Below are 23,479 nucleotides of genomic sequence, written 5' to 3' on the forward strand. Positions count from 1 at the left end.
TTAAATTTAAAAATTTCTTCGTCGAAAACGGATATAACATCATTTTATTAAATTATTATAACCAAAACAACAAATTCAGTATTAATTCTGCAATTTTTTAAGACTTTTCAATATTGCTAAAATGCTTTATTATCCTTAAATTTGCAGCTATTTCAAAGAATAAATTATGGCAACAAAACCTGACTTAAAACAAGATATATCTTTTGAAGATTTTAAAACAGAAGTTTTAAATGATTATACTATTGCAGTTACCTCTAGAGAATGTAGTTTACTTGGTAGACGTGAAGTATTAACGGGAAAAGCAAAGTTTGGAATCTTTGGTGACGGTAAAGAAGTACCACAACTAGCTTGGGCGAAAGCGTTCAAGAATGGAGATTTTAGATCTGGATATTATCGTGATCAAACTTTCATGATGGCTATTGGCAAATTAACTATCGAACAGTTTTTTGCAGGCTTATATGCACATACCGATTTAGAACACGACCCTATGTCTGCTGGTAGACAAATGGGAGGTCATTTCTCTACTCATAGTTTAGATGAAAACGGAAACTGGAACGACCTTACAAAACAAAAGAACTCCAGTTCAGATATTTCACCTACTGCTGGGCAAATGCCTCGTTTATTAGGTTTAGCGCAAGCTTCTAAAATATTTAGAAATGTAGAAGGAATTGATACTACTAACTTTTCTGTAAAAGGAAATGAAGTTGCTTGGGGAACTATTGGTAACGCAAGTACAAGTGAAGGTTTATTCTTTGAAACCATTAATGCTGCTGGTGTTTTACAAGTACCTATGGTAATGAGTGTTTGGGATGATGAATACGGAATTTCGGTACACGCTAAACACCAAACTACAAAAGAAAACATTTCTGAAATCTTAAAAGGGTTCCAGAGAGATGAAAAAGGAGACGGATATGAAATCTTACGTGTTCACGGTTGGGACTACCCTACTCTAGTGGAAACTTACCAAAAAGCTGGTAAGATAGCTCGCGAAGAGCATGTTCCTGTATTAATTCACGTAAACGAATTAACACAACCACAAGGGCACTCTACTTCAGGTTCTCATGAACGTTATAAAAATGAAGAAAGACTAGCTTGGGAAGCAGCATTCGATTGTAACGTAAAAATGCGCGAATGGTTAATTGCCAACAGCATTGCTACAGATGAAGAATTAAAAGAACTTGAAAAAGGTATAAAGAAACAAGTACGTGATGGCAAAAAAGCAGCATGGACAGCTTTCTTAAACCCTATAAAAGCAGAAAGAGACGAGCTAGTTGCAATTTTAGATGCACTTGCTAATACTAGTCCGAATAAAGTATTTATTGGAAAATTAAAAAGTGATTTGGCTGATATTAAAGAGCCAATTAGAAAAGATGTATTGGTTACAGCTAGAAAAGCTTTACGTTATGTCTTAAAAGAAAATACTTCAGAAAAAACACAATTAGTAAACTGGATTAATTCGTATTTCGATAAAATTCAACCAAAGTATAGTTCACACTTACATAGTGAATCTAAACATTCAGCTTTAAACGTAGAAGAGGTAAAACCAACTTACGATGACAATGCAGAAGAGGTTGATGCTCGTTTAGTAATTAGAGACAACTTTGATGCTATTTTTAGTAAATACCCAGAATCTCTAATATTTGGAGAGGATGCAGGACATATTGGTGATGTAAACCAAGGTTTAGAAGGAATGCAAGAGAAATATGGTGTGTTACGTGTTGCAGATGCTGGAATTCGTGAAGCTACCATTTTAGGACAAGGTATCGGAATGGCAATGCGTGGTTTAAGACCAATTGCAGAAATTCAGTACTTAGACTATATCTTGTACGCTTTACAAATTATGAGCGACGATTTATCTAGCTTACACTACAGAACTAAAGGTAGACAAAAAGCACCATTAATAGTTAGAACTAGAGGGCACAGACTAGAAGGTATTTGGCATTCAGGTTCGCAATTAGGTGGAATTATCAACCTAGTTCGTGGTATGCACGTTTTAGTTCCTAGAGATATGACTAAAGCAGCAGGTTTCTATAATACTTTATTAGAAGCTGACGAGCCAGCATTAATTATTGAATGCTTAAACGGATACCGATTAAAAGAAAAAATGCCTAATAACTTTGGGGAATTTAAAACACCAATAGGAGTTGTTGAAACCATCAAAGAAGGTGCAGATATTACTTTAGTTTCTTATGGTTCTACTTTACGTGTTGTGGAACAAGCAGCAAAAGAATTATTAGAAGTTGGTATCGATGCAGAGGTTATTGATATTCAATCACTACTTCCATTTGATTTAAATCACGATATTGTAAAGAGTGTTGCTAAAACAAACCGTTTAATGGTTATAGATGAAGACGTTCCGGGTGGAGCTTCTGCGTATATCTTAAACGAAATTTTAAACACACAAAACGCTTATCAACACTTAGATAGCAAACCACAAACATTAGCAGCACAAAACCATCGTCCTGCTTATGGTACAGATGGTGACTACTTCTCAAAACCTTCAGCAGAAGATATTTTTGAAGCAGTTTACGAAGTAATGCATGAAGTGAATCCTGTAAATTTCCCGAAATTAAGATAGAGATTTCATAAATATAAATTATCTTAAAAACCTTTCAATACTTAGTTGAAAGGTTTTTTTTTATATTTATAATGAATCCAACAAACTGCAATGTTAACAAAGCAAGAGAAAATAAAATTAAGAGAAAATATTTTTAGACATTTAGATGGTCTTGCTACTGCAACAACTGCTTATTCCCTTTACAAAAAAGGAGTATTAGACTTTCTTTTAAAAAACGAAAAAGCTTCTATAGAAGAACTTAGCAAAGAATTTAATGCAAATGAGGGATATCTAAATATTGCCTTACGCGTTTTATGCTCTCAAGGCTGGTTGGTGCAACATATTGACAATAAAACAAATGCTGTTTCTTATGAAATAAATAATATAAGTAAGAAAGCTTTTCAACTAGTACCTGTATATGAAGAAGCCATAAAACTACTCTCCTATTCTGTAAAGTTTCCAGAAGAACGCATCGGAGCAGACGCCTTTCTTGCATTAGAACGAATCTTTAAAAACTACGAAAATAAATACAGCTTAAAAGGAGATGATACAATTGAAAAGCAAATCTTAAAACATATAGAAGGCTGTATTGTCGGACCAATTATTGTTTTATTGGGTGTAAATGGCTTATTTCATAAATACTTTATGGAAGCTTCATTTACGGCAGAAGAATACCATAAAGACCCGGAGAGTTTTAAGAAGGTACTTGATTTCTTTTCCTATTTAGGATGGTTTCAAAAAAAGAAAAACACCTATCAGTTTACAGATAAAGGCTTATTTTTTGCAAAACGAGCTTCTGCATACGGGGTAACGGTTTCCTACTTACCTACTTTTCTTCAACTAGACGAATTACTTTTTGGTAACCCACGCATTTTAAAAACAGACTCTCCAAAACAAACAGAAAAACACGTTCACAGAGAAATGAATGTTTGGGGAAGCGGCGGTGCTCATGCTACCTATTTTAAGGTGATAGATCAGGTAATTATTACTTTATTCAACAAACCTATAGACGAGCAACCAAAAGGAATCTTAGATATGGGCTGTGGTAACGGAGCTTTTATTCAGCATATTTTTGAAGTGATAGAACACCAAACTTTAAGAGGAAAAATGCTAGAAGAACACCCTTTATTATTAGTTGGTGCAGATTTCAATCAGGCAGCACTTAAAGTAACTAGGGCAAACCTAATTAAAGCAGATATTTGGGCGAAAGTAATTTGGGGAGATATTGGTAGACCAGATCTTTTAGCAAAAGACCTAAAAGAAGATTATAATATTGAATTAAAGGATTTACTTAACGTAAGGACTTTTCTAGATCACAATAGGGTTTGGGAAGCTCCTAAACAAACAAGTGAAAATATTAGTACTTCTACCGGGGCTTATGCTAATAATGGTAAACGTTTGTGTAATAATATCGTGGAAGATTCTTTATTAGAACATTTACAAAAATGGAAACCCTATGTAGAGCAATTCGGTTTACTAATTATAGAATTACACACTTTAAACCCAAAACTAACTGCTGAAAATATTGGTAAAACAGCAGCTACAGCCTATGATGCTACACATGGTTATAGCAATCAATATATTATTGAAGTAGATGTATTTAACAGAATAGCTGCAAAGGCTGGATTAAAACCAGACCCAAAATATTTCTCTAGATTTCCAAATAGCGACTTAGCAACGGTTAGTGTAAATTTATTAAAAGGATAGAAATTTAAATGATAGAAAAAAAAGACTTAACAACAAGAGATTGGCTAGCTATAGAAAGAACAAGACTTGCCAACGAGCGTACATTCTTAGCTTACTTTAGAACTTTTGTAGTAATTCTAGGAACTGGAATAGCTATCTTAAAGTTAGACATTTTACATGAAATAAAAACTTTCGGAATTATCTTAATCACAATTTCTCCAATTATTTTAGTCATTGGAATTATTCGCTTAGTTTATGTAAAGAAAAAAATTAAACAATATTATAAAGTGTAGATGAAGACAGCCACGGTAAAACAAATTAAAGACGAACTAAAACATAATTCTCAAGAAGAATTAATGAGCCTATGCCTTCGTCTATCACGCTTTAAAAAAGAAAATAAAGAACTACTCACCTATCTACTTTTTGAAGCTCATGATGAAGCTAGCTATATTGAAAATGTAAAACAAGAAATAGATTTGCAGTTTGAAAGTATTAATACAGACAGTTATTTCTATATTAAAAAGAGTGTTCGTAAAATATTAAGACTAATAAAAAAGTACAGCAGGTATTCGTTGAAAAAAGAAACCGAAGTTGAGCTTTTACTTTATTTCTGTGAGAAATTGAAAAACTTTAGACCTTCTATAAAAAACAACATAACACTAACAAATATCTTCGATAGACAGATTGCATCTATTAAAAAAATAATTTCAGGATTACATGAAGATTTGCAATACGATTATACTGTGACTTTAGAAGCATTAGATGCTTAAAACTAGCTCATAATTTTCACCAAAAGCTCTTTTAATAAATCACCTTCAGGAACCGAATTAGAACCAACACCTTTTCCTTTAACATCAAATTCCCGTAAAGTAGCAATAACAGCACTTACTTTACGCATTGGGTAGTTTCTAGCCGCAGTAATATATTCATTTACAAAATACGGATTCACCTTTAAAGCAGCAGCTACAGTTCTAGGATTCTTATCGTCCATTCCGTGTAAATGCAATAGCTGAGAAAAGAAATTAAATAATAAAGAAACCGTTACAACCATAGGATTATCCTTTGGATTTTCGCCAAAATATTTAACTATTTGATACGCTTTTAAAACATTGCGTTCACCAATAGCTTTTCGTAACTCAAAATTATTATAGTCTTTACTTATACCAATATTCTCCTCAATATGCTCAGGAGTAATTTGCACACCGTCTGGTAAAACAATTTTTAGTTTATCTAATTCATTGCTTATTTTACTTAGATCGGTACCTAAAAACTCCACCAACATCTGCGATGCTTTTGGTGTGATAGTATAGTTTTGTCCTGCAAGTATTCTTCTAATCCAATCTGCTACCTGGTTTTCATACAGTTTTTTGCTTTCGAAAATAACTCCAGATTTCTTAATAGCTTTATAAAGCGTTTTACGCTTATCTAACTTCTTGTACTTATAATTGAAAACCAAAACCGTTGTTGGCTGTGGATTTGCAGCATAGGACGCAAGACTTTCAATACTTCTAGACAAGTCTTGAGCTTCTTTAACAATAACAACTTGTCGTTCTGCCATCATAGGAAAACGCTTGGCATTACTAACAATATCATCAATGCTTACATCGCGACCATACAATACCATTTGATTAAAACCCTTCTCCTCTTCCGAAAGTACATTATCTTCAATAAAATCAGAGATTTTATCAATATAATAGGCCTCCTCGCCCATTAAAAAATAAATAGGTTTCAGTTTTCCTTTTTTTATGTCTGCTACTAGTTGTTTAACTTCGTCCAAAATATATAAATACAAATTTTGAAAAATTCTAATCTCAAATAAAGTACTTGAAATTTGCTATTTGTTTTTTGAAAACTAACTTTGAATAACCGAATTCTATTACATGCAAGAACTTAATTTTCCCAAGTTTTCGTTTCGTTTCAAAAATAGCGAAAATAAAACGCTTATATATGATGAAATACGCAAAAAATTTATGGTTTTGCAACCGGAAGAATGGGTTAGACAACATTGCGTACAATATTTAATGCAGGTGAAAGGTTTTCCGAAATCTTTAATCAATGTGGAAAAAGAATTAAAGGTGAACAACTTACGTAAACGCTACGATATTGTTGTTTATAACCCAGACGGAAGCATTCATATAATTGTAGAATGTAAAGCACCAAAAATTACTATAGATCAAACTACCTTTGATCAAATTGCTAGATATAATTTAGCGTTAAATGCAAGTTATTTAATGCTCACAAACGGAATTAATCATTATTATTGTGAAATGGATTTTGAAGCAGAACGCTACCAATTTCTAAGAGATATACCTGATTATAATAAGTAAAATAGCTTAGCGAAATAAATGAATTGGATAATATTAATCATTGCCGGACTTTTTGAAGTAGCTTTTGCAACCTGTTTAGGAAAAGCAAAGGAAACTTCTGGAAGCGAATCTACCTATTGGTATATAGGTTTTTTGGTAAGTTTAGCCATTAGCATGATTTTATTGGTAAAAGCAACCAAAGAGCTCCCTATTGGTACTGCTTATGCGGTATGGACAGGCATCGGAGCTATAGGAACCGTAGTTTTGGGAATACTTGTATTTAAAGAACCAGCAACCTTTTGGAGACTGTTCTTTATCTCGACACTTATTGCTTCTATTGTTGGTTTAAAATTAGTCTCCAATTAAAAAGCTTCCGAATAAAACTTTTAAAAGAAATTAAACTTGAAAATAGCAGTAGTTATATTGAATTGGAATGGTAAAGAACTTCTAAAAAAATTCTTACCATCTGTTATAGAATATTCTAAAGAAGCACAGATATATGTAGCCGATAACGCTTCAACCGATGACTCTGTTTCATTTGTAAAAGAAACCTATCCGGAAATTAAAATCATTCAGAATACGGAAAACGGAGGTTATGCCAAAGGATATAATCAAGCGCTACAACAAGTTAAAGAACCTATTTTCTGCCTGTTAAATAGCGATATTGAAGTAACTAAAAACTGGATTAATCCTATTCTTTCAGAATTTGAAACTAATACTGAAACAGCTATTATTCAGCCAAAAATATTAGATTATAAAAACAAAGAATTCTTTGAATATGCTGGTGCTGCAGGTGGTTTTATAGATAAGTATGCTTACCCTTTTTGCAGAGGAAGAATTTTTAATACGATTGAAAAAGACACAAACCAATACCAAGACGCCCCAATATTTTGGGCATCTGGAGCTTGTTTATTTATAAGAAAAGAAACTTTTGAAACTTTAAATGGTTTTGATGAAAGCTTCTTTGCTCATATGGAAGAAATTGATCTTTGCTGGAGAGCTTTCAACCTTGGCTATAAAGCAAAATACATAAACAATGCTATAGTTTATCATGTTGGCGGAGCAACCTTACAAAACACAAACCCTAAAAAAACCTTCTTAAACTTTAGGAATAGCTTATTTACGCTGACTAAAAATGCTCCCGGAAAAGTCTTCTTTTTAATATTTTCTAGGTTACTTCTAGACGGACTTGCTGCAATGAAGTTTTTGTTTCAGTTTAAAGTCCATCATATCTTCGCCATACTAAAGGCACATTTTAGTTTTTACACGCATCTACCAGAACTTTTAAAAAAGCGAAAAAACTTACCTAAAAAACAAGATTACTATCATACCAAATCTATTGTTTGGTCTTATTTCATTGAAGGTAAGAAGACTTTCTAAGGGCTTTCATTTATGTTAAAGTTTCTGTTAACAATGGAATTAATTACAATTCTTTTGCATAAATTCGTTATGTTAAATTAACAATATTTAATCCATTCAATTTATTATGAAGAAAATTGTATTATTTGGTGCTGCGGCACTACTGGTTTTAAGTTCATGCGTATCTAAAAAGGAATATACCGCATTAGAGGCCAAACAAAAAGAAACACAAGATTTATTAAATACTGCAACCGTTAAACTAAACCGTTGTTTAGCAGACGAAGCAGCTTCTGCAGCAAGACTTAAAGAAATGCAAGCTCGTTTAGCAGACATGAGAGCAAATAACCTTGCTTTAATTGAAAGTACTAAAGACATGACTATGTTAACTGCTCAAGGAGCTAAAAACGTAGAGAAATCTTTAGAAAGCTTAAAGGAAAAAGATTTAAGAATTACGAGATTACAAGATGCTTTAACTAAAAAAGATAGTGTAACACTAGCTTTAGTAAGTAGTTTAAAGAAAGAAATTGGTTTAGATGATGAAGACATCCAAATCAACGTAGAAAAGAGCGTGGTGTTTATCTCCTTATCTGATAAGTTATTATTTAAAACAGGAAGCTATAACATTTCACCTAGAGCAAATGAAATTTTAGGAAAAGTAGCTACTGTTATTAATAGTAAACCAAACTTTGAAGCAATGGTTGAAGGTCATACAGACAACGTACCATACAACAGAGGTGGTGTTTTATTAGACAACTGGGATTTAAGTGTAAAACGTAGTACTTCTATTGTAAGAGCTTTACAAGACTTAGGAGTTAAGCCAGAACAATTAATCGCTGCTGGACGTGGAGATCACTTACCATTAGTACCTAATGATACTGCAGAAAACAGAGCTATCAACAGAAGAACAAAGATTTACATCCTTCCAAAAATCGATCAATTCTATGAAATGATTGAATCGGAAATGAAATCTCTTTCTAAAGAATAAACTTTAGATTATATAAAAAATATAAAGCCCAACCGGATGGTTGGGCTTTTTTATTGCTCATATTTTAACTTTACAATATTTCGGATTCTAGCTAATTCTAAAATATATCTAAACTTCCTTTCCCTTCTCTAACTATTACAGCTTCACCTTCAGAAAAATCAATTACAGTAGATGCTTCGTTATCCCCGTAACCTCCATCAATAACAAGGTCCACTATATTACCCCATTTCTCAAGAATTAATTCCGGATCTGTAGTATATTCTAATATGGCATCTTCATCATAAATAGAAGTTGATACAATTGGGTTACCAAGTGCCTTTACAATTTCTAATGCAATATTATTCTCTGGCACACGAATACCAACTGTTTTTTTCTTTTTAAAAGCAACTGGTAAACTCTTTGCTCCAGGAAGAATAAAGGTATAAGGGCCTGGTAAAGCACGTTTCAACACCTTAAAAGTAGTGGTATCAATTTGCTTTACATAGTCACTTAAATTACTTAAATCATGACAAATAAAAGAGAAATTAGCTTTTTCTAACTTCACTCCTTTTATTCTAGCAATACGCTCTAAAGCTTTGGTATTAGTGATATCACAGCCCAAACCATATACCGTATCTGTAGGATAAATAATTAATCCGCCTTTTTTTAAAACCTCAACAACTTTCTTAATTTCCTTACTGTTAGGATTTTCCTCGTAAATTTTTATAAACTCAGCCATAATAAATTCATTTTTTAAGCGTTTACAAATTAGTTAAATAATTCAAAATGCAGAACATATACCAGAAAATATTCCTTATTTTAATGTCCATTATTTCTGTTTCCTGCATAAATAGTGATGATTCCAACAATTCAACCTCAACTTCTTTAGAATTTTACCAAGAATTAAATATTTCCTACGGAAGCCATAGCGATCAAGTATTCGACTTATACCTTCCAGCAAATAGAACCGAAGAAACCAAAGTTATGATTTTAATTCATGGTGGCGGGTGGACTTCTGGTGACAAATCGGATATGAATAGTTTTAGAGATTATATACTACAAAACCTAACTGATATTGCCGTGGTAAATATGAATTACAGATTAGCAAACGAAACTACAGATGCCTATCCTACGCAAATAAACGATATAACATCTGTTGTAGATTTTTTACAAAACAAACAATCTGAATATGTGATTTCAGACGATATAGGCTTTATAGGAACTAGTGCTGGCGCACATTTAGCACTACTTTGGTCTTATGCTTTTGATAGTAATAACCAAACAGATATGGTCTGCAGTGTTGTTGGACCAACAAATTTTACAGACCCTGCTTATTTAGAAAACACTAATCCTATATTACAAGAAATGCTAGATCTTTTCGGAGTAGATGCAACTACTGCTTTCTTAGAAGAGGTTAGTCCGTATCACCAAGCAAGCAACACCTCACCTCCTACTATTTTATTTTATGGAGGCCAAGACCCTTTGATTCCTACAACACAAGGAACAGCCATGCGAGACAAACTACAAGAATTAGGTGTTATACACGACTTTACCTTATATGAAAATGCAGGTCATGGATGGACTGGTTTAGACTTATTAGATACTACCATTAAATTACATGCTTTTATGGAAGCACATCTAAACTAAACTATTTATCCTATAACCTCTAGTTTTGCAAAACGAAGTAATAACTTCTTAGTACCTCCAACTTCAAATTTGATTTCGGCTTTTACATCTGCTCCGGCACCTTCTATTTTTAAAACTTCACCTTTTCCAAAACGGATATGCTTTACAATATTTCCAACGGCAAGTTTATCATCAAATAAATTTGCGGAAGTAGTACCTCCGCTTGTCTTGGAAACAGGTTTTAAATTCTTAGGAGTAGAAACTTGAAACTTTTCTGCTGGCTTTTTAGGAGCTCCTTTCTTTGTTAAAGTAGGTTGCTTCGGTTTCTTAAATCTTACTTTTGAAGGTTCTACATCGCCAAAAATATCTGCATCCAACATAGGGTTGAAGCGTCTTTCTTCTTTTGGAGTTAGGTTTTCAATAAACTGTTCGTCAATTTCATCAATAAACCTACTTGGTTCAGAATCTACAAGTTTTCCCCAACGGTAACGAGATAAGGCATAGGTTAAATATGCTTGTTTTTCTGCTCTTGTAAGGGCAACATAAAATAGTCGTCGTTCTTCTTCTAACTCACTACGTGTATTCATACTCATAGCAGAAGGGAATAAGTCTTCCTCTAAACCTACTATAAATACATTATTAAATTCTAGTCCTTTTGCTAAGTGAATAGTCATTAAAGCAACATGATCGCTATCTCCTTTATCAGAATCTAAATCGGTAGCAAGTGCAACATCTTCTAAAAACTCTGCTAAAGAATCTCCTGCATCTGCTATTTCCATTTGTCCTTCCACAAAATCTTTAATACCGTTTAGAAGTTCCTGAACGTTTTCTAATCTTGTGATACCTTCTGGAGTTCCGTCTTTATTGAATTCTCTTATTAATCCACTTGTTTTAGTAACATGTTCTGCTAAATCAAATGCATTAGCAGTTTTATTCATCACCTGGTAACTTTCAATAAGGGTAACAAAGTCACGCAACTTATTTTTAGTCCCGTTATTGATGTTTATATCAATATTGTTTAGGTTCTTTAAAATCTCAAAAATAGATTTCCCATAAGAATTTGCAGCAACCACCAATCTATCTATAGTAGTTTGCCCAATACCTCTTGCAGGATAATTAATAACACGCTTTAAAGCCTCTTCATCTGCAGGGTTAAGAATCAAACGCAGGTAAGCTGTAACATCCTTAATTTCTTTACGTTGGTAAAAAGATAATCCACCATAAATTTGATAAGGAATATCTCTTTTTCGTAAAGCATCTTCAATAGAACGTGATTGCGCATTGGTACGATATAAAACAGCAAAATCACTATTAAGCTGCTGCTTGTTCATTTTTTCTTCCCAAATAGTACTTGCAACAAAACGTCCTTCATCCCCATCTGTTAAGCTACGGTGTACTTTTACTTTTTCCCCTTCATCATTGGCTGTCCAAACTACTTTATCTAGTTTCGTTTTATTATGCTCGATAACTGAGTTTGCAGCTCCTACTATATTTTTGGTAGAACGGTAATTTTGCTCTAATCGAAATAACTTTACATCGTGGTAGTCTTTTTGGAAATTCAGAATATTATTAATATTCGCTCCACGGAAAGCATAAATACTCTGCGCATCATCTCCTACTACACATATATTTTGAAAACGATCTGCTAAAGCTCGAACAATTAAATACTGGGAATGGTTGGTATCCTGATACTCATCTACCAAAATATAACGGAATTTATCTTGGTACTGTGCTAATACATTAGGAAAACGAGTCAGTAATTCGTTTGTACGAAGCAGTAAATCGTCAAAGTCCATAGCACCTGCTTTAAAGCATCTATCTACGTACTCGGCATAAATTTCTCCCATTTTCGGGCGTCTTGCCATAGCATCCGCTTCCATCAATTCTGGATTTTTCAGATATGCTTTAACAGTGATTAAGTTATTCTTATAAGAAGATATTCTACTATGAATTTGTTTCGTTTTATACACATCTTTATCAAGTTTCATTTCTTTAATGATAGAACCTAATAAACGCTGTGAATCCTGGGTATCGTAAATAGTGAAATTACTAGGGTAACCTAAATGATGCCCTTCAAAACGTAATATTTTTGCAAATACCGAGTGAAAGGTACCCATCCATAAATTCTTAGCTTCGTTACCAACAATCTGAGCAATACGCTCTTTCATTTCACGTGCTGCCTTATTGGTAAAGGTTAGTGCTAAAATATTGAACGAGTCTACACCTTGACTCATTAAATATGCAATTCTGTAAGTAAGCACTCTGGTTTTTCCAGAACCTGCTCCTGCAATTACAATCATAGGGCCATCTTTTTGTATCGTTGGCGCTAATTGTGCTTCATTTAGTTGACTTAAATACTTCTCCAAATCCATTATCATTTTGAGGCGTGAAAATAAGGAAAACTTAGCTTTTTAAGCTTCCTAATTATTAATAATTATAAACAATTATACTTATTAGCTAACTTTTATTTTTTTAAATACCTTTACGTATATAAATTTTGAAAATCTCATAAATTATGATAGAGTTTTTAGGCCAAATAAGTTGGTGGATGTGGATTATAATTGCGCTTGTAATTGTCGCTATTAGAGATATATTTTTTCAAAGGGCACATACTATAAGTCACAACTTTCCTATAATAGGTCACTTTAGATATATTCTTGAAAAAATTGGTCCGGAATTAAGACAATATCTAATTGCGAATAACAGAGAAGAATTACCTTTTAACAGAATTGAACGCGGATGGATTTACGCTTCTGCTAAGCAAGAAAACAATTACGAAGGATTTGGTACAGATAGAGATATTTACGCACATCAGCACATCTTTATCAATAACGCTATGATGCCATATAAGATTCCTGAAAACCATGCAAACATAGAAGACCCTAGCTTTTTACCATGTGCTAAAGTAATGGGACTTTATAATAATCGTAAAAAACCTTACCGTCCAGCCTCTGTAATAAACGTAAGCGCCATGAGTTTTGGTTCTCTTTCTGCAAAAGCGGTAGAGTCTATGAACAAAGGAGTACAGATGGCAGATGCCTACCATAATACTGGTGAAGGTGGATTATCTCCATACCATTCGCATGGTGGAGATGTTATTTTTCATTTTGGAACCGGATATTTTGGTGTAAGAAATGACGATGGAACTTTCTCTATGGAAAAACTAATAAAACTAGTAAACGACAATCCGTTTGTTCGTGCTATAGAAATCAAACTTTCACAGGGAGCAAAACCTGGCAAAGGAGGTGTTCTTCCTGCTGCTAAAATTTCTAAAGAAATAGCAGAAGTAAGACATGTACCTATAGGTAAAGATGTATTATCTCCCCCTAATCATTCTGCTTTTAAAGATGTTCCAGAACTACTTCAATTTATTGAAGATATAGCCAAAAAAACAGGTTTACCGGTTGGAATTAAAGCTGCAATCGGGAAGTTAGACCAATGGAAAGAGCTTGCTGAGCTTATGAAAGAAACAGGGAAAGGACCAGATTTTATTACTGTTGACGGTGGTGAAGGTGGTACTGGAGCTGCTCCACCTAGTTTTGCCGATCACGTTAGTTTACCATGGGTTTATGGATTTAGTGATTTATACAAACTTTTTAAAGATAAAGGCTTAACCGAACGTATTGTTTTTGTTGGATCTGGAAAGCTCGGTTTTCCTGCAAAAGCTGCCATGGCATTTGCTATGGGTGTAGATTGTATTAATGTTGCTCGTGAAGCAATGATGAGTATTGGATGTATTCAGGCACAAATTTGCCATACTAACAAATGTCCTAGCGGTGTTGCTACACAAAGCAAATGGTTACAAAGCGGTATTGACCCAACCTTAAAATCGGCACGATTAGCACAATACTTTAAGACATTTAGAAAAGAACTTGTAGAAATAACACATGCTTCAGGATACGAACATCCTTGTCAGTATCAAATGAATGATATTGATATAAATGTAGACGATCAGCATTTATCTAAAGAGTTAGATAACACCTATATGTACAAAAAAGTACCCGTTCCGTTTAACTCTATGCAAGAGTTGAAAGATTGTAAATACCTAGGAGGCTCTAAGCAACTAACTGAACATGCTTAAAAAGGCTTTTTTATTGGTTTTAGATATTGGAACGCGAGTTTCATTATCTAAAACCACATAGCCTTCATTTTCAAAATGACGGACTTTTTCAATGTTTATAATATGCGATTTATGACATTTAAAAAATTTGGAACTTAGAAGCTTTTCAAATTTCCCTAAGTTATACGAACTCATAATCGTAACCCCGTTTATGATATGAATTTTCGTGTAACCCTCATAACCTTCTAAATGTAAAACCTCCTCTTGAGGTATAAAGGAAAGTCCTTTCTGAGTAGGTATAATGAGCTTGTTGTTGGTTGAAATATTTTCTTCCAATAAGTTTACTAGTTTTAAATTACTAGCACTTTCTTTTTTTAATTTAATTACTTCTAAAGCTTTATTTACCGCAACAAGTAAATCATCATTATCTACAGGTTTTAAAACATAATCTATGGCTGATTTTTTAAACGCATCTATAGCATATTCACTATAAGCAGTGACAAAAATAACTTGAAAATTAACCCTATTAAGCTTTGATAGCAATTCAAAACCATTGATTCTTGGCATTTGAATATCTAAAAACAGAATATGTACCTCCTCCTTTTCTATCGCTAGAATAGCTTCTTCTGGTTTTTGATAAGCTCCTAGAATATGAATTTCTGGAAATAAATTTTCTAATTTTTTCTGTAACCCTTTTAAGTTAGAAATCTCATCGTCTACGAGTATTGCTGTTATATTATTCATTTTTATTTTTTCTTAATTATAAACACCGATTTATTCCCCTTATCGGCTTTATTAGGAAACACTTCCTTAGTATTATAGCTTATCTCCCACCTATTTGTATGGTTTAAAAAATGTAATCTATCTTTTAAAACACTAGAGGACTTTACATCTTTACTTTGTTGGTTGTGCGTATTTACAAACCCAACCCCATCATCTATTATTTCTACTTTAAAGATCTGTTTATCTATATAAATAAAGTTTAGGCTAAGCAGGCCATTTTCCATTTTATTAAAAATACCATGATTAACTGCATTCTCTACAATTGGTTGTAATAACATGGTTGGGATTTTTGTATTCTCGACATCTAATTTAGGGTCGACATCAATCTCAAAACTCAATTTTTCTTTAAATCGAAGCTTTTCAATTTCTAAGTAGTTTTTAAGCAAACTCACCTCTGTTGCTAAGGAAATCTCATTTTCTTTAGATAGTTCAAAAAACTGTCGGATGAGTTTAGAAAACTTCACTAAATACAACTCGGAGGTTTCAAAATTATTCTCCCCTATATAATACTGAATAGCAGAAAGCGAATTGAATACAAAGTGTGGATTCATTTGTGAGCGTAAGGCTTTCAACTGCAATTCTGACAAGCGCTTGTCTTCAAATATTTTTTGCGTTTTTTTAAACTGAGATTGTCTTACAAAGTATCGGGATATCAAAACTACTATTAACACAGAAACCAAAACAAATAGCACTTTGAACCATAGTTTCTGCCACCATAAGGGCAAAATAGTGAAGCTTAGTTGCTTTTTAATATCATTTACTTCAACATATAAGGTATAGGTATTTGGCTGAAGATTATAAAAACTAAAATTATTGGAATTGGTATTTATCCAGTCTTTAGATAAAGGAGTTAATTTGTAATTATATGTAAAATCTGTGTTTTTATTTGAAAAATCGATGTGGGAGACAGTCACATTTAAGTTGTTATTGCTTTTGTAAGGAAACCTAAAATTTCCGTTGCTTATATCTTGATTGCCATAGGTCGCTGTATCTATATACACATCTAATAACTGAGAAGTTTTATGTATGTTTTTTGGTAAAATAGCCATACCGCTATTCGTGCTAACTAGTAGTTTGTCATGATAAACAAGCAGGTTATTGACACTGTTAGATGGTAAGCCATTGTCTTTATCTATTTGCATTTGCAAACTAAAAGTATCGTCGGTTTTTAAATATTTTAATATACCAGCTTCTGTTGCCAACCAAATGTTGTTATTTTCAACATATGCATTGTTTACTATTAAAAACTCTGATTTAGGCAATGGTATTAAGCTTTTTAAGTCTGTAATATAAGAGCCAAATCCGTCGGTATTTAACAATAGTTCTGTATTGGAAAGCTGTGTAATACTTAGTATTGACTTATTCATTTCTTGATTTCCAAAAAGAACAGGAGTAATAACTCCTTCTTTAAATTCCTTTAAACCACTAGATGTCCCTACTAAAAACCTATTATTAAATAGATATAATTTGTTTATTCCGCTTTGTTCATATTCATCTTCTATCTTATAGTTTACTGGGTTAATTTTATTTATACCAAAGGAATAACTTCCGTATAAATAATCTTTATAAAAAACGATTTGACGAGCAATATCATTAACATCTGAAACTTTATTTTGAATGACAATACGCTGTATACGATTCTTTTCTTTTAGCTGTATATGCCTTTTAGACATATAAAATTCGGTATCCAATTCCTTTATATAGGAAGCGTTATACAAATAGTCTTCCTCCTCTATAAATAAGGAGAAATTGTTTTTAGATGTATCATACCTATAAAAGCCCTTATTAAAAACATTCGCTAGGATTTTATTATTAACCTCCTTGATATTAGTTACTCGTTCTCCTGTTAGACAATATTTTACATTTTTCTTTTCAATAGGTAAATAATAAATACCATCGGTAAAAGTAGTTATCCATACAGATCCTGTCTTATCGATAAATCCAAAATGAGCATCTAAATGTTTTGGTATGTAGTAAGGGTTTTTAATATGAAAATTTTCATCTAAAACACCTACAAAGCCTCGTCCAGAGATTTGAATTTCATGATTTACTAAATTTATTCTAACATGTTTCGACTTGTCTAATCCTATTTCATTCTTAAAGTTTCGTTTGTATAATTTTAAAGTATTTAAATTAAGAATGGCGTATTGCTTATCATTAACCCAATAATATAAGCTATCGGTAATTTGGCCTCTTTTATGAATTTGGACTAGCATATCACCAAAATCGAAACTTTTTACAATTTTTGAGGATTGGTCATGAATAAAAACAGAGTCTAATAACTCTGTAGTTTTAATACTAGAAACTACCGGATGTTTTATATAATTTTTTGTTGGAATAGAATCTCCAAGATGATTGTTCTTTAACAGCTTCCATTTGTCCTCTTTTAAAACATGAACAGAATTGGAGCTAGTTAAAAAAATATCATTCCCAACTTGGCTAGACAAAATAGGATTAAATATTTCACCTTCGTTTTCACTTTTAAAGGCATACACCCTATCGTTTTTAATATATCCCAATTTAGAAGCCTTTGAGAGATACCACAACTTACCATCGGGAGTTGGAAAAACTTCCCACACATCATTTGTGGCTAGACCGTCTTTGGTGGTAAATGTTTTCATGGTATTACCATTATATTTTACCAAACCTTTATCTGTAGCTATCCATAAAAAACCTTTTTCATCTTGTGTCATTTTATACACATGATTACTAGGTAATCCGTCATTGGTTGTATAGTTTGTGTATTGTTGTGAAAAGGAAACACTACTTAAAAGAAGGAAAATGAAAAAAAGATGATTTTTTCTAAAAAGATTAGATCTGTATTTATGTACACCACATAAATACAAATACCATATACACAATGATAATATTGTGATATGGTATTTGATATTATTCAATATTCTTTAAGTTATGTGAATTACAAATGTAATAGAATTAATATTACTAAATGAATTCATCTGTTATTCCATCACAATCATCATCAATCCCATTATCTCTTTCCATGGCATACGGATAAACCTCAGGATTAGTATCATCGCAATCTAAATTATTATGCACACCATTTGCTGGTGGTGCTAATGCATTACCTGCTCCATATCCATCGCCATCATTATCGGCATAAATTTCAAAGAAATCTATATCTCCATCACAATTGTCGTCTTTATCATTACCAACAATTTCATCTGCTTTTGGGTTTATCATAGGGTCTGTATCATCACAATCGGCATTATTATAAGATGTTCCTCCTGGTGCAGGATCTCCAAAATTAACTTCAAAAACACCACTATTATTAGGGTCACCAAAGCCGTCTTCGTCATCATCTTTATAAAAAGTAAGAGCAAAAAGACCATTACAGTTTTCATCGATTTCGTTGTCTGGAATTTCTACTGCATCTGGGTTGATAGCTGGGTTGGCATCGTCACAATCTTCATTATTTCTTACGTAATCTGCTGGTGCATCCTCAGTTCTATACATCGTTCCGTTTACGTTAGCATCACCAAAACCATCTTGATCTAGATCAGGCCAAAAATTATAGGAGTAATCATTCGGGTCTCCATGACATCCAGATCCTATTATAAATACTGCTGATACTAATAGTAGAACAGGTAAAATTGTCTTTAAAAATCGTTTTTTCATAGTTTTAAGTATTAAGTGGTTTTATATTAATTTGTTTTTTGAATTTGTAGTAGAAATACGCGGATACAGAAATAAGGCAAAGCGCTATAAACTGGGAATGAGATAATAAGTTATCTATAATAAAACCGCGTTCGTCTCCTCTAAAGAGTTCTAGTACTCCTCTACCAAAAGCATATAGTATTAGGTAAATAAAAAATACTTGCCCTTTAAACTGCTGATGCTTTTTAATAAACATCAAGAACAACATGATAGAAACTAACAAGGTAACTTCATACAATTGCGTAGGATGTACAGAGATATTTTGCGTTGTCGGAAAAATAATTCCGAAGCCACTATCTGTAGGGGAGCCAAAACAACATCCTGCTGCAAAACACCCCAATCGTCCAATAGCATGAACAATGGTAGTGGTTATTGCAAAAATGTCTAACATGGGTAAAACAGTTATCTGATGCTTTTTTAGATACCAAATAATATATGGGATGATGACTACAAACGATCCATAAAACACAAAACCTCCCGAAAAGTTATCTAATAATAAGCTTGGCTTATGAAGGTAAAGAATGGGGTCTTGCAAATAATAAAACAACTTTCCGCCAACAAAACCTGCTATAAATATGCAGTAGAAAAATGTATTGGATAAATTAGAAATTCCTAAATCTTTCTTTGCTCTCCATTTAGTATACAGTCCTGCCACCAAAGTACCTAATGCTATTAAGGTTGCATAGCTGTATATGGTTATTTGCTTTACACCAAATAAATTGGAAAAAAAATCGGATAATGAAAATTCTAATAGCTTTGGGAACATAAAATACTTTACTTGTTTTTACTATCTTGTTACTTCCTTCCTTATAAATCGCCAGAAAAAAGATGATTTTTAACTGACGATTTTAGGTAAACTGATTAATAGCCTGTGTAAAGTAGTATGTAATACAATAACTACATCTTGTCATTGAAGGAAGTGAAGTTTTCATCTTATCAAAACCTACTTTTATTCCATGAAGGGAATATTTGTGCTGTTACAAAAAAAACTTATGTTTGTAATAAGATAAAAACGGAACATGGAACAACAACTTGTAAATCTATTAATGTATATCATTCCTGCTTTAATAACAGGAGCAATCGCTTTTCTGTTCTTTAAGGAACATATAGAAAATGAAAATAACAGAAGGAATTTCATGATACATAAAGAGCTTCAAAAAGAAGCCTTTCCTTTAAGATTACAAGCATACGAAAGATTAACGTTGTTTTTAGAACGTATATCTCCTTCAAAGTTACTCTTAAGAGTAAATCCTATTTCTACAAATAAAGAGGATTACGAAGCTTTACTTATAGCTTCAATCGAACAAGAATTTGAACATAACCTAGCACAGCAAATTTATGTAACAGAAGAGTGTTGGAATATTGTGAATGCTTCAAAAAACGCAACCATTCAAATAATTAGAAAAGCAACAAAACAAGATAAAGTAGATTCTGCTAGCAAACTTCGTGAAGTAATATTAAACGACATGATAGAAGGTCACCCTCCTAGTCATGCCGGTTTATCTTATATAAAGAATGAGGTAAGTAAAATGTTTCAGTAAAACCGCTTACTCTGCTTCTAGCTTTAGACTTGACATTTCTCCATTCTTCTTTTTCGCATATTCAAAGCCCTCAAGCCACCATTTATCCATTAATTTTTTACTAAAAATCAAGGAGTTTTCCGTAAGCTTGGTTGGTGTGTAGTAAAGATTCAGTTTTACATTTCTGTGTTTGGCTGCAAGTTTCCCTATAGCAATATCACTTTTTTCTACCTGATCTAATAAGTGCCCAAAAAGGTTTAACATTAAGGAAAACGGATTCTTACCAAGCACCTTATTATACTCCAAGTTTTCACTTTCTAATACAATAGCATCTACCTCAGTTGCGCCACGTAAAATAGCCTCTCGTATAGGAATAACACATCCAAATGCACCATCGGCATATTCAAAACCATTTACCTTTTCTAAAGACATAAATGGAATATAATTACAAGAAATCCAAATCCAATTACAAAACTCATCGTAATTAAAATCTTTAATAGACTTGTATTCTACCCTGTTTTTAGAAAGATTGGATACCGTAACAACTACTTCTTTACCACTTTCTCTAATTTCATTAAATTCCTCTTGGGTGAATTTCTTCTTTATTAGTCTTCTTAAATTTTTGCTTTCACCAAAAGTGCGTTTCATTTTAATAAACTGCCAAAGGGAATTCACAAAATTGATAGAAACATACTCTCTATCTCCCTTTTTACGTTGCACAAAAGGATTTACACTAAAAATACTATGCTGATTAACATTAGTAAACATCTCATGTAATTTGCTAACTTTATTTACAGCCAAATGCGGAACCAACAAACTACCGGTAGATGTTCCTAAAAACATATCGTACTCCCGTTTTTCTTGTTCCATTAAATATTGCGCTACTCCTCCAGCAAAAGCTCCTTTACTTCCGCCTCCAGATATTACCAATGCTCGCATTAATTTTCAGTTTATTTATTTTAGTTAGTATTTCTTTTATTTTTTTCTGCAAAAGCTTTTGCAAACTTCTTAAGTCGCCAATTATTATGTTGCTCTGCTTCTTTATAATGTTCTAAAATCTCTTCGGTTACAACACCTATTAAATCTAAATAGCTAAAAGCATTCATTCGTATCTCATAATTATATGCAGGGGATGTAAACCGAATTAAGGCATCTAAATATGCTTGTTTTTCCGCTACATGATACTCTGGGCTTACCAATGCTAAGGTTAACCATAGCAATCTAACATTTTTATTAGGTAAACCAATAATATTCTTGGTTTTATCTAAATAAGCAGCCCTCCCTTCTGGGAAATTTACCCAAAGACTATACAGAGCACTTTCAATAGTTATATAGGACGGATCGTCAAGAAGGGATTCAAAGTCCTTTTTTAAATGCAAAGGAATTTCTGTTACATGTAAAGCTATGGCTTGCCTAACTTTCACACTACTTTTAAATACTTCTGAAGTGATAAGCTGTGGAACCTGAGAGATAATTTTACTTTTTGCTTCGTCTGAAATTCCTGAAGTTAAATAATAAGCACACTTAGAGTTTACAGCAGCACAATCTACCATCAAGTATTCATTAATAAATTCTGAATTACGTTTTAAGGATGCCTCTACTTCTTCTAAATAAAACCTTTTATCTTCCAACCATTTTGCCACAAAAGCATCTAAATTCTGATTACTAACAAGTGTAACCTCTTGAATAAAATCGCTAGTTTTCACATTAGAAAAAGCATATTTTTCCAAATAGTTTTTAACTGCTTTTTTAAAAGCTTCATCACCTACTTTTTCACGAAGCATATACAATACCAAAGCGCCTTTTTTATAAAAAGTAGCACTACTAGCTTTTGCGTGTAACACCGCTGTACTATTTCCTAACCTATCTTGTGTTGCAAGCTCTTGGGCGTATTCGTATAAATTCCAATAGAAATAATCTTCACCAAAGACCTCTTTTTCTGCTAGCAAAGCATAGTAAGTAGAGAAACCTTCTTGCAACCAATGGTGCTTGCTAGAGCTTGCAGTTACCAAATTTCCAAACCATTGGTGTGCCAACTCATGCGCATTTACATTCACATAATTTTTATCTATAAATGCAGTTTCATCAATGACATAAACATCCGAAAAAATAGTACAACTAGTGTTTTCCATACCAGCATATAAAAAATCATGTACCGGAACCTGTTTATAGTTTTGCCAAGGATACGGATAAGTTATTTCTTCTTCTAAAAAATCAAAAATCTCTTTAGTGTATCTATAAGTTGGTGCTGCTTTTAAAGAATCTTCAGGATAGTAATACATCTCTAGCGGAATACCTGTTTTAGAAACGACTTCCAACTTATTATAAACACCAATAACCATTGCTACCAAGTAGCTTGGCATAGGTTTTTGCATGTCGTATTCCCATAAAAAACCTTGATTACTTTCCGTTTTAGAAAGTAATTTTCCGTTAGAAATAACTTCATATCCCTTGGGTGCTTCTATAGTTAAATCGAATTCTATCTTATCATTTACATCATCTATACTAGGCAACCAATTACTGGTGTATTTCCCTTGTCCTTGTGTCCAAATTTGATTTCTAGCTTCGTTATTCCAACCTATAAAATACTTTGCTTGTTTAGGATTGGATCGAAACTCAAAACTTAAGCTATTTGCTTTAGAAGGCTGAAACTTGTGATATAGTAGAAGTTTCTTTCCGTCATTTTTATAAGCTACTTTCTTTCCGTTTAACAAAACATCTTGAAATTCCATTTGAACAGCGTCTAAATAAATAGAATCTGTTTTTTTTAAGATATCAAATTCTACTTCATAGCTATCCATAGTTAACCTTTCTTCTATATCAAAATATAAAATTGCATCTACCTTTTTAAAGTCTACTACATCCGCTTGTTGTGCAAAAGCAGAGATACAAAATAGAAGTAAGAATATTGGAAAGATTTTTTTCATAAATAGAAACGTTCAA

At 32.7% G+C, this 23,479-nt stretch carries 20 protein-coding genes; 11 read left to right on the forward strand and 9 right to left on the reverse strand.

Features of this window, described 5'->3' with window-relative positions:
- Window positions 1–166 precede the first annotated feature (166 nt).
- From DU428_RS11595 to DU428_RS11610, 4 genes are all read left to right on the forward strand, one after another.
- Window positions 167–2,578: an alpha-ketoacid dehydrogenase subunit alpha/beta gene (locus DU428_RS11595; RefSeq protein WP_072352241.1), complete on the forward strand. Its 2,412-nt coding sequence runs from the start codon at window positions 167–169 to the stop codon at window positions 2,576–2,578.
- 90 nt (window positions 2,579–2,668) lie between these two features.
- Window positions 2,669–4,264 (forward strand): class I SAM-dependent methyltransferase, encoded by a 1,596-nt coding sequence (locus DU428_RS11600; protein WP_113966662.1) that lies wholly within the window; start codon window positions 2,669–2,671, stop codon window positions 4,262–4,264.
- A gap of 8 nt (window positions 4,265–4,272) precedes the next feature.
- Window positions 4,273–4,536, forward strand: a complete 264-nt coding sequence (locus DU428_RS11605) for a DUF202 domain-containing protein (protein ID WP_083585124.1) — start codon at window positions 4,273–4,275, stop codon at window positions 4,534–4,536.
- On the forward strand, window positions 4,537–5,013 hold the full coding sequence (locus DU428_RS11610) for a hypothetical protein (RefSeq protein WP_072352243.1): 477 nt from the start codon (window positions 4,537–4,539) through the stop codon (window positions 5,011–5,013). It begins immediately after the preceding gene.
- 2 nt (window positions 5,014–5,015) lie between these two features.
- On the opposite strand, the gene holA is transcribed toward DU428_RS11610, so the two are convergent.
- Window positions 5,016–6,020, reverse strand: coding sequence for a DNA polymerase III subunit delta (gene holA / locus DU428_RS11615; RefSeq protein WP_072352244.1), 1,005 nt, complete (start codon window positions 6,018–6,020; stop codon window positions 5,016–5,018).
- A gap of 103 nt (window positions 6,021–6,123) precedes the next feature.
- Here holA and DU428_RS11620 point away from each other — a divergent pair, with 103 nt between their 5' ends.
- The 4 genes from DU428_RS11620 to DU428_RS11635 all read left to right on the forward strand — a co-directional run bounded on the left by DU428_RS11620 (window position 6,124) and on the right by DU428_RS11635 (window position 8,893).
- Window positions 6,124–6,570 carry a type I restriction enzyme HsdR N-terminal domain-containing protein gene (locus tag DU428_RS11620; protein ID WP_072352245.1) on the forward strand — a complete coding sequence of 149 codons (447 nt, stop codon included), beginning with the start codon at window positions 6,124–6,126 and terminating at the stop codon, window positions 6,568–6,570.
- 18 nt (window positions 6,571–6,588) lie between these two features.
- On the forward strand, window positions 6,589–6,915 hold the full coding sequence (locus DU428_RS11625; protein WP_072352246.1) for a DMT family transporter: 327 nt from the start codon (window positions 6,589–6,591) through the stop codon (window positions 6,913–6,915).
- Between the two features lie 36 nt (window positions 6,916–6,951).
- Window positions 6,952–7,929 carry a glycosyltransferase family 2 protein gene (locus tag DU428_RS11630; protein ID WP_113966663.1) on the forward strand — a complete coding sequence of 326 codons (978 nt, stop codon included), beginning with the start codon at window positions 6,952–6,954 and terminating at the stop codon, window positions 7,927–7,929.
- Window positions 7,930–8,035: 106 nt separating this feature from the next.
- The gene (locus DU428_RS11635) at window positions 8,036–8,893 is read left to right on the forward strand and encodes an OmpA/MotB family protein (protein ID WP_072352248.1); all 858 of its coding nucleotides are present in this window, start codon (window positions 8,036–8,038) and stop codon (window positions 8,891–8,893) included.
- A 97-nt stretch (window positions 8,894–8,990) separates the two neighbouring features.
- Here the strand turns inward: DU428_RS11635 and DU428_RS11640 are convergent, their stop codons facing one another.
- Complete coding sequence (locus DU428_RS11640) at window positions 8,991–9,611, reverse strand: L-threonylcarbamoyladenylate synthase (protein ID WP_072352249.1); 621 nt, start codon at window positions 9,609–9,611, stop codon at window positions 8,991–8,993.
- Window positions 9,612–9,658: 47 nt separating this feature from the next.
- On the opposite strand from DU428_RS11640, the gene DU428_RS11645 reads away from it, so the two are divergent.
- Entirely contained in the window at window positions 9,659–10,519 is an 861-nt protein-coding gene (locus tag DU428_RS11645; RefSeq protein WP_113966664.1) for an alpha/beta hydrolase, read from the forward strand.
- A gap of 5 nt (window positions 10,520–10,524) precedes the next feature.
- On the opposite strand, the gene DU428_RS11650 is transcribed toward DU428_RS11645, so the two are convergent.
- Window positions 10,525–12,864 (reverse strand): UvrD-helicase domain-containing protein, encoded by a 2,340-nt coding sequence (locus DU428_RS11650; protein ID WP_113966685.1) that lies wholly within the window; start codon window positions 12,862–12,864, stop codon window positions 10,525–10,527.
- A 149-nt stretch (window positions 12,865–13,013) separates the two neighbouring features.
- On the opposite strand from DU428_RS11650, the gene DU428_RS11655 reads away from it, so the two are divergent.
- On the forward strand, window positions 13,014–14,579 hold the full coding sequence (locus DU428_RS11655) for an FMN-binding glutamate synthase family protein (RefSeq protein ID WP_113966665.1): 1,566 nt from the start codon (window positions 13,014–13,016) through the stop codon (window positions 14,577–14,579).
- On the opposite strand, the gene DU428_RS11660 is transcribed toward DU428_RS11655, so the two are convergent.
- The 4 genes from DU428_RS11660 to DU428_RS11675 are packed head-to-tail and all read right to left on the reverse strand — an operon-like array spanning window position 14,562 to window position 19,782.
- Window positions 14,562–15,302: a LytR/AlgR family response regulator transcription factor gene (locus DU428_RS11660; RefSeq protein WP_113966666.1), complete on the reverse strand. Its 741-nt coding sequence runs from the start codon at window positions 15,300–15,302 to the stop codon at window positions 14,562–14,564. The two genes, DU428_RS11655 and DU428_RS11660, sit on opposite strands and share 18 nt — an antisense overlap.
- 2 nt (window positions 15,303–15,304) lie before the next feature.
- The gene (locus DU428_RS11665) at window positions 15,305–18,238 is read right to left on the reverse strand and encodes a sensor histidine kinase (RefSeq protein WP_113966667.1); all 2,934 of its coding nucleotides are present in this window, start codon (window positions 18,236–18,238) and stop codon (window positions 15,305–15,307) included.
- Between the two features lie 46 nt (window positions 18,239–18,284).
- Window positions 18,285–18,977 carry a putative metal-binding motif-containing protein gene (locus tag DU428_RS11670; RefSeq protein ID WP_072352254.1) on the reverse strand — a complete coding sequence of 231 codons (693 nt, stop codon included), beginning with the start codon at window positions 18,975–18,977 and terminating at the stop codon, window positions 18,285–18,287.
- A 4-nt stretch (window positions 18,978–18,981) separates the two neighbouring features.
- A complete protein-coding gene (locus DU428_RS11675) occupies window positions 18,982–19,782 on the reverse strand; it encodes a prolipoprotein diacylglyceryl transferase (protein ID WP_072352255.1) in 801 nt (266 codons plus the stop codon).
- Between the two features lie 253 nt (window positions 19,783–20,035).
- Here DU428_RS11675 and DU428_RS11680 point away from each other — a divergent pair, with 253 nt between their 5' ends.
- The gene (locus DU428_RS11680; RefSeq protein WP_113966668.1) at window positions 20,036–20,557 is read left to right on the forward strand and encodes a DUF7935 family protein; all 522 of its coding nucleotides are present in this window, start codon (window positions 20,036–20,038) and stop codon (window positions 20,555–20,557) included.
- Between the two features lie 6 nt (window positions 20,558–20,563).
- On the opposite strand, the gene DU428_RS11685 is transcribed toward DU428_RS11680, so the two are convergent.
- Window positions 20,564–21,475 carry a patatin-like phospholipase family protein gene (locus tag DU428_RS11685; RefSeq protein WP_113966669.1) on the reverse strand — a complete coding sequence of 304 codons (912 nt, stop codon included), beginning with the start codon at window positions 21,473–21,475 and terminating at the stop codon, window positions 20,564–20,566.
- A gap of 20 nt (window positions 21,476–21,495) precedes the next feature.
- Window positions 21,496–23,463 (reverse strand): M1 family metallopeptidase, encoded by a 1,968-nt coding sequence (locus tag DU428_RS11690; RefSeq protein ID WP_113966670.1) that lies wholly within the window; start codon window positions 23,461–23,463, stop codon window positions 21,496–21,498.
- Between the last annotated feature and the right edge of the window lie 16 nt (window positions 23,464–23,479).

This window comes from Oceanihabitans sediminis (assembly GCF_003337215.1).
In the GTDB taxonomy this organism is placed as follows: Bacteria; Bacteroidota; Bacteroidia; order Flavobacteriales; family Flavobacteriaceae; genus Oceanihabitans; species Oceanihabitans sediminis.

Bases quoted from the DNA above. Each gene is read 5' to 3' on its own strand.
- DU428_RS11655 (WP_113966665.1), top strand. From the start codon at position 13,014: ATGATAGAGTTTTTAGGCCAAATAAGTTGGTGGATGTGGATTATAATT.
- DU428_RS11680 (WP_113966668.1), top strand. From the start codon at position 20,036: ATGGAACAACAACTTGTAAATCTATTAATGTATATCATTCCTGCTTTA.
- DU428_RS11610 (WP_072352243.1), top strand. From the start codon at position 4,537: ATGAAGACAGCCACGGTAAAACAAATTAAAGACGAACTAAAACATAAT.
- DU428_RS11620 (WP_072352245.1), top strand. From the start codon at position 6,124: ATGCAAGAACTTAATTTTCCCAAGTTTTCGTTTCGTTTCAAAAATAGC.
- DU428_RS11690 (WP_113966670.1), bottom strand. From the start codon at position 23,463: ATGAAAAAAATCTTTCCAATATTCTTACTTCTATTTTGTATCTCTGCT.
- DU428_RS11670 (WP_072352254.1), bottom strand. From the start codon at position 18,977: ATGAAAAAACGATTTTTAAAGACAATTTTACCTGTTCTACTATTAGTA.
- DU428_RS11640 (WP_072352249.1), bottom strand. From the start codon at position 9,611: ATGGCTGAGTTTATAAAAATTTACGAGGAAAATCCTAACAGTAAGGAA.
- DU428_RS11595 (WP_072352241.1), top strand. From the start codon at position 167: ATGGCAACAAAACCTGACTTAAAACAAGATATATCTTTTGAAGATTTT.
- DU428_RS11605 (WP_083585124.1), top strand. From the start codon at position 4,273: ATGATAGAAAAAAAAGACTTAACAACAAGAGATTGGCTAGCTATAGAA.
- DU428_RS11625 (WP_072352246.1), top strand. From the start codon at position 6,589: ATGAATTGGATAATATTAATCATTGCCGGACTTTTTGAAGTAGCTTTT.
- DU428_RS11645 (WP_113966664.1), top strand. From the start codon at position 9,659: ATGCAGAACATATACCAGAAAATATTCCTTATTTTAATGTCCATTATT.
- DU428_RS11600 (WP_113966662.1), top strand. From the start codon at position 2,669: ATGTTAACAAAGCAAGAGAAAATAAAATTAAGAGAAAATATTTTTAGA.
- DU428_RS11685 (WP_113966669.1), bottom strand. From the start codon at position 21,475: ATGCGAGCATTGGTAATATCTGGAGGCGGAAGTAAAGGAGCTTTTGCT.
- DU428_RS11660 (WP_113966666.1), bottom strand. From the start codon at position 15,302: ATGAATAATATAACAGCAATACTCGTAGACGATGAGATTTCTAACTTA.
- DU428_RS11675 (WP_072352255.1), bottom strand. From the start codon at position 19,782: ATGTTCCCAAAGCTATTAGAATTTTCATTATCCGATTTTTTTTCCAAT.
- DU428_RS11635 (WP_072352248.1), top strand. From the start codon at position 8,036: ATGAAGAAAATTGTATTATTTGGTGCTGCGGCACTACTGGTTTTAAGT.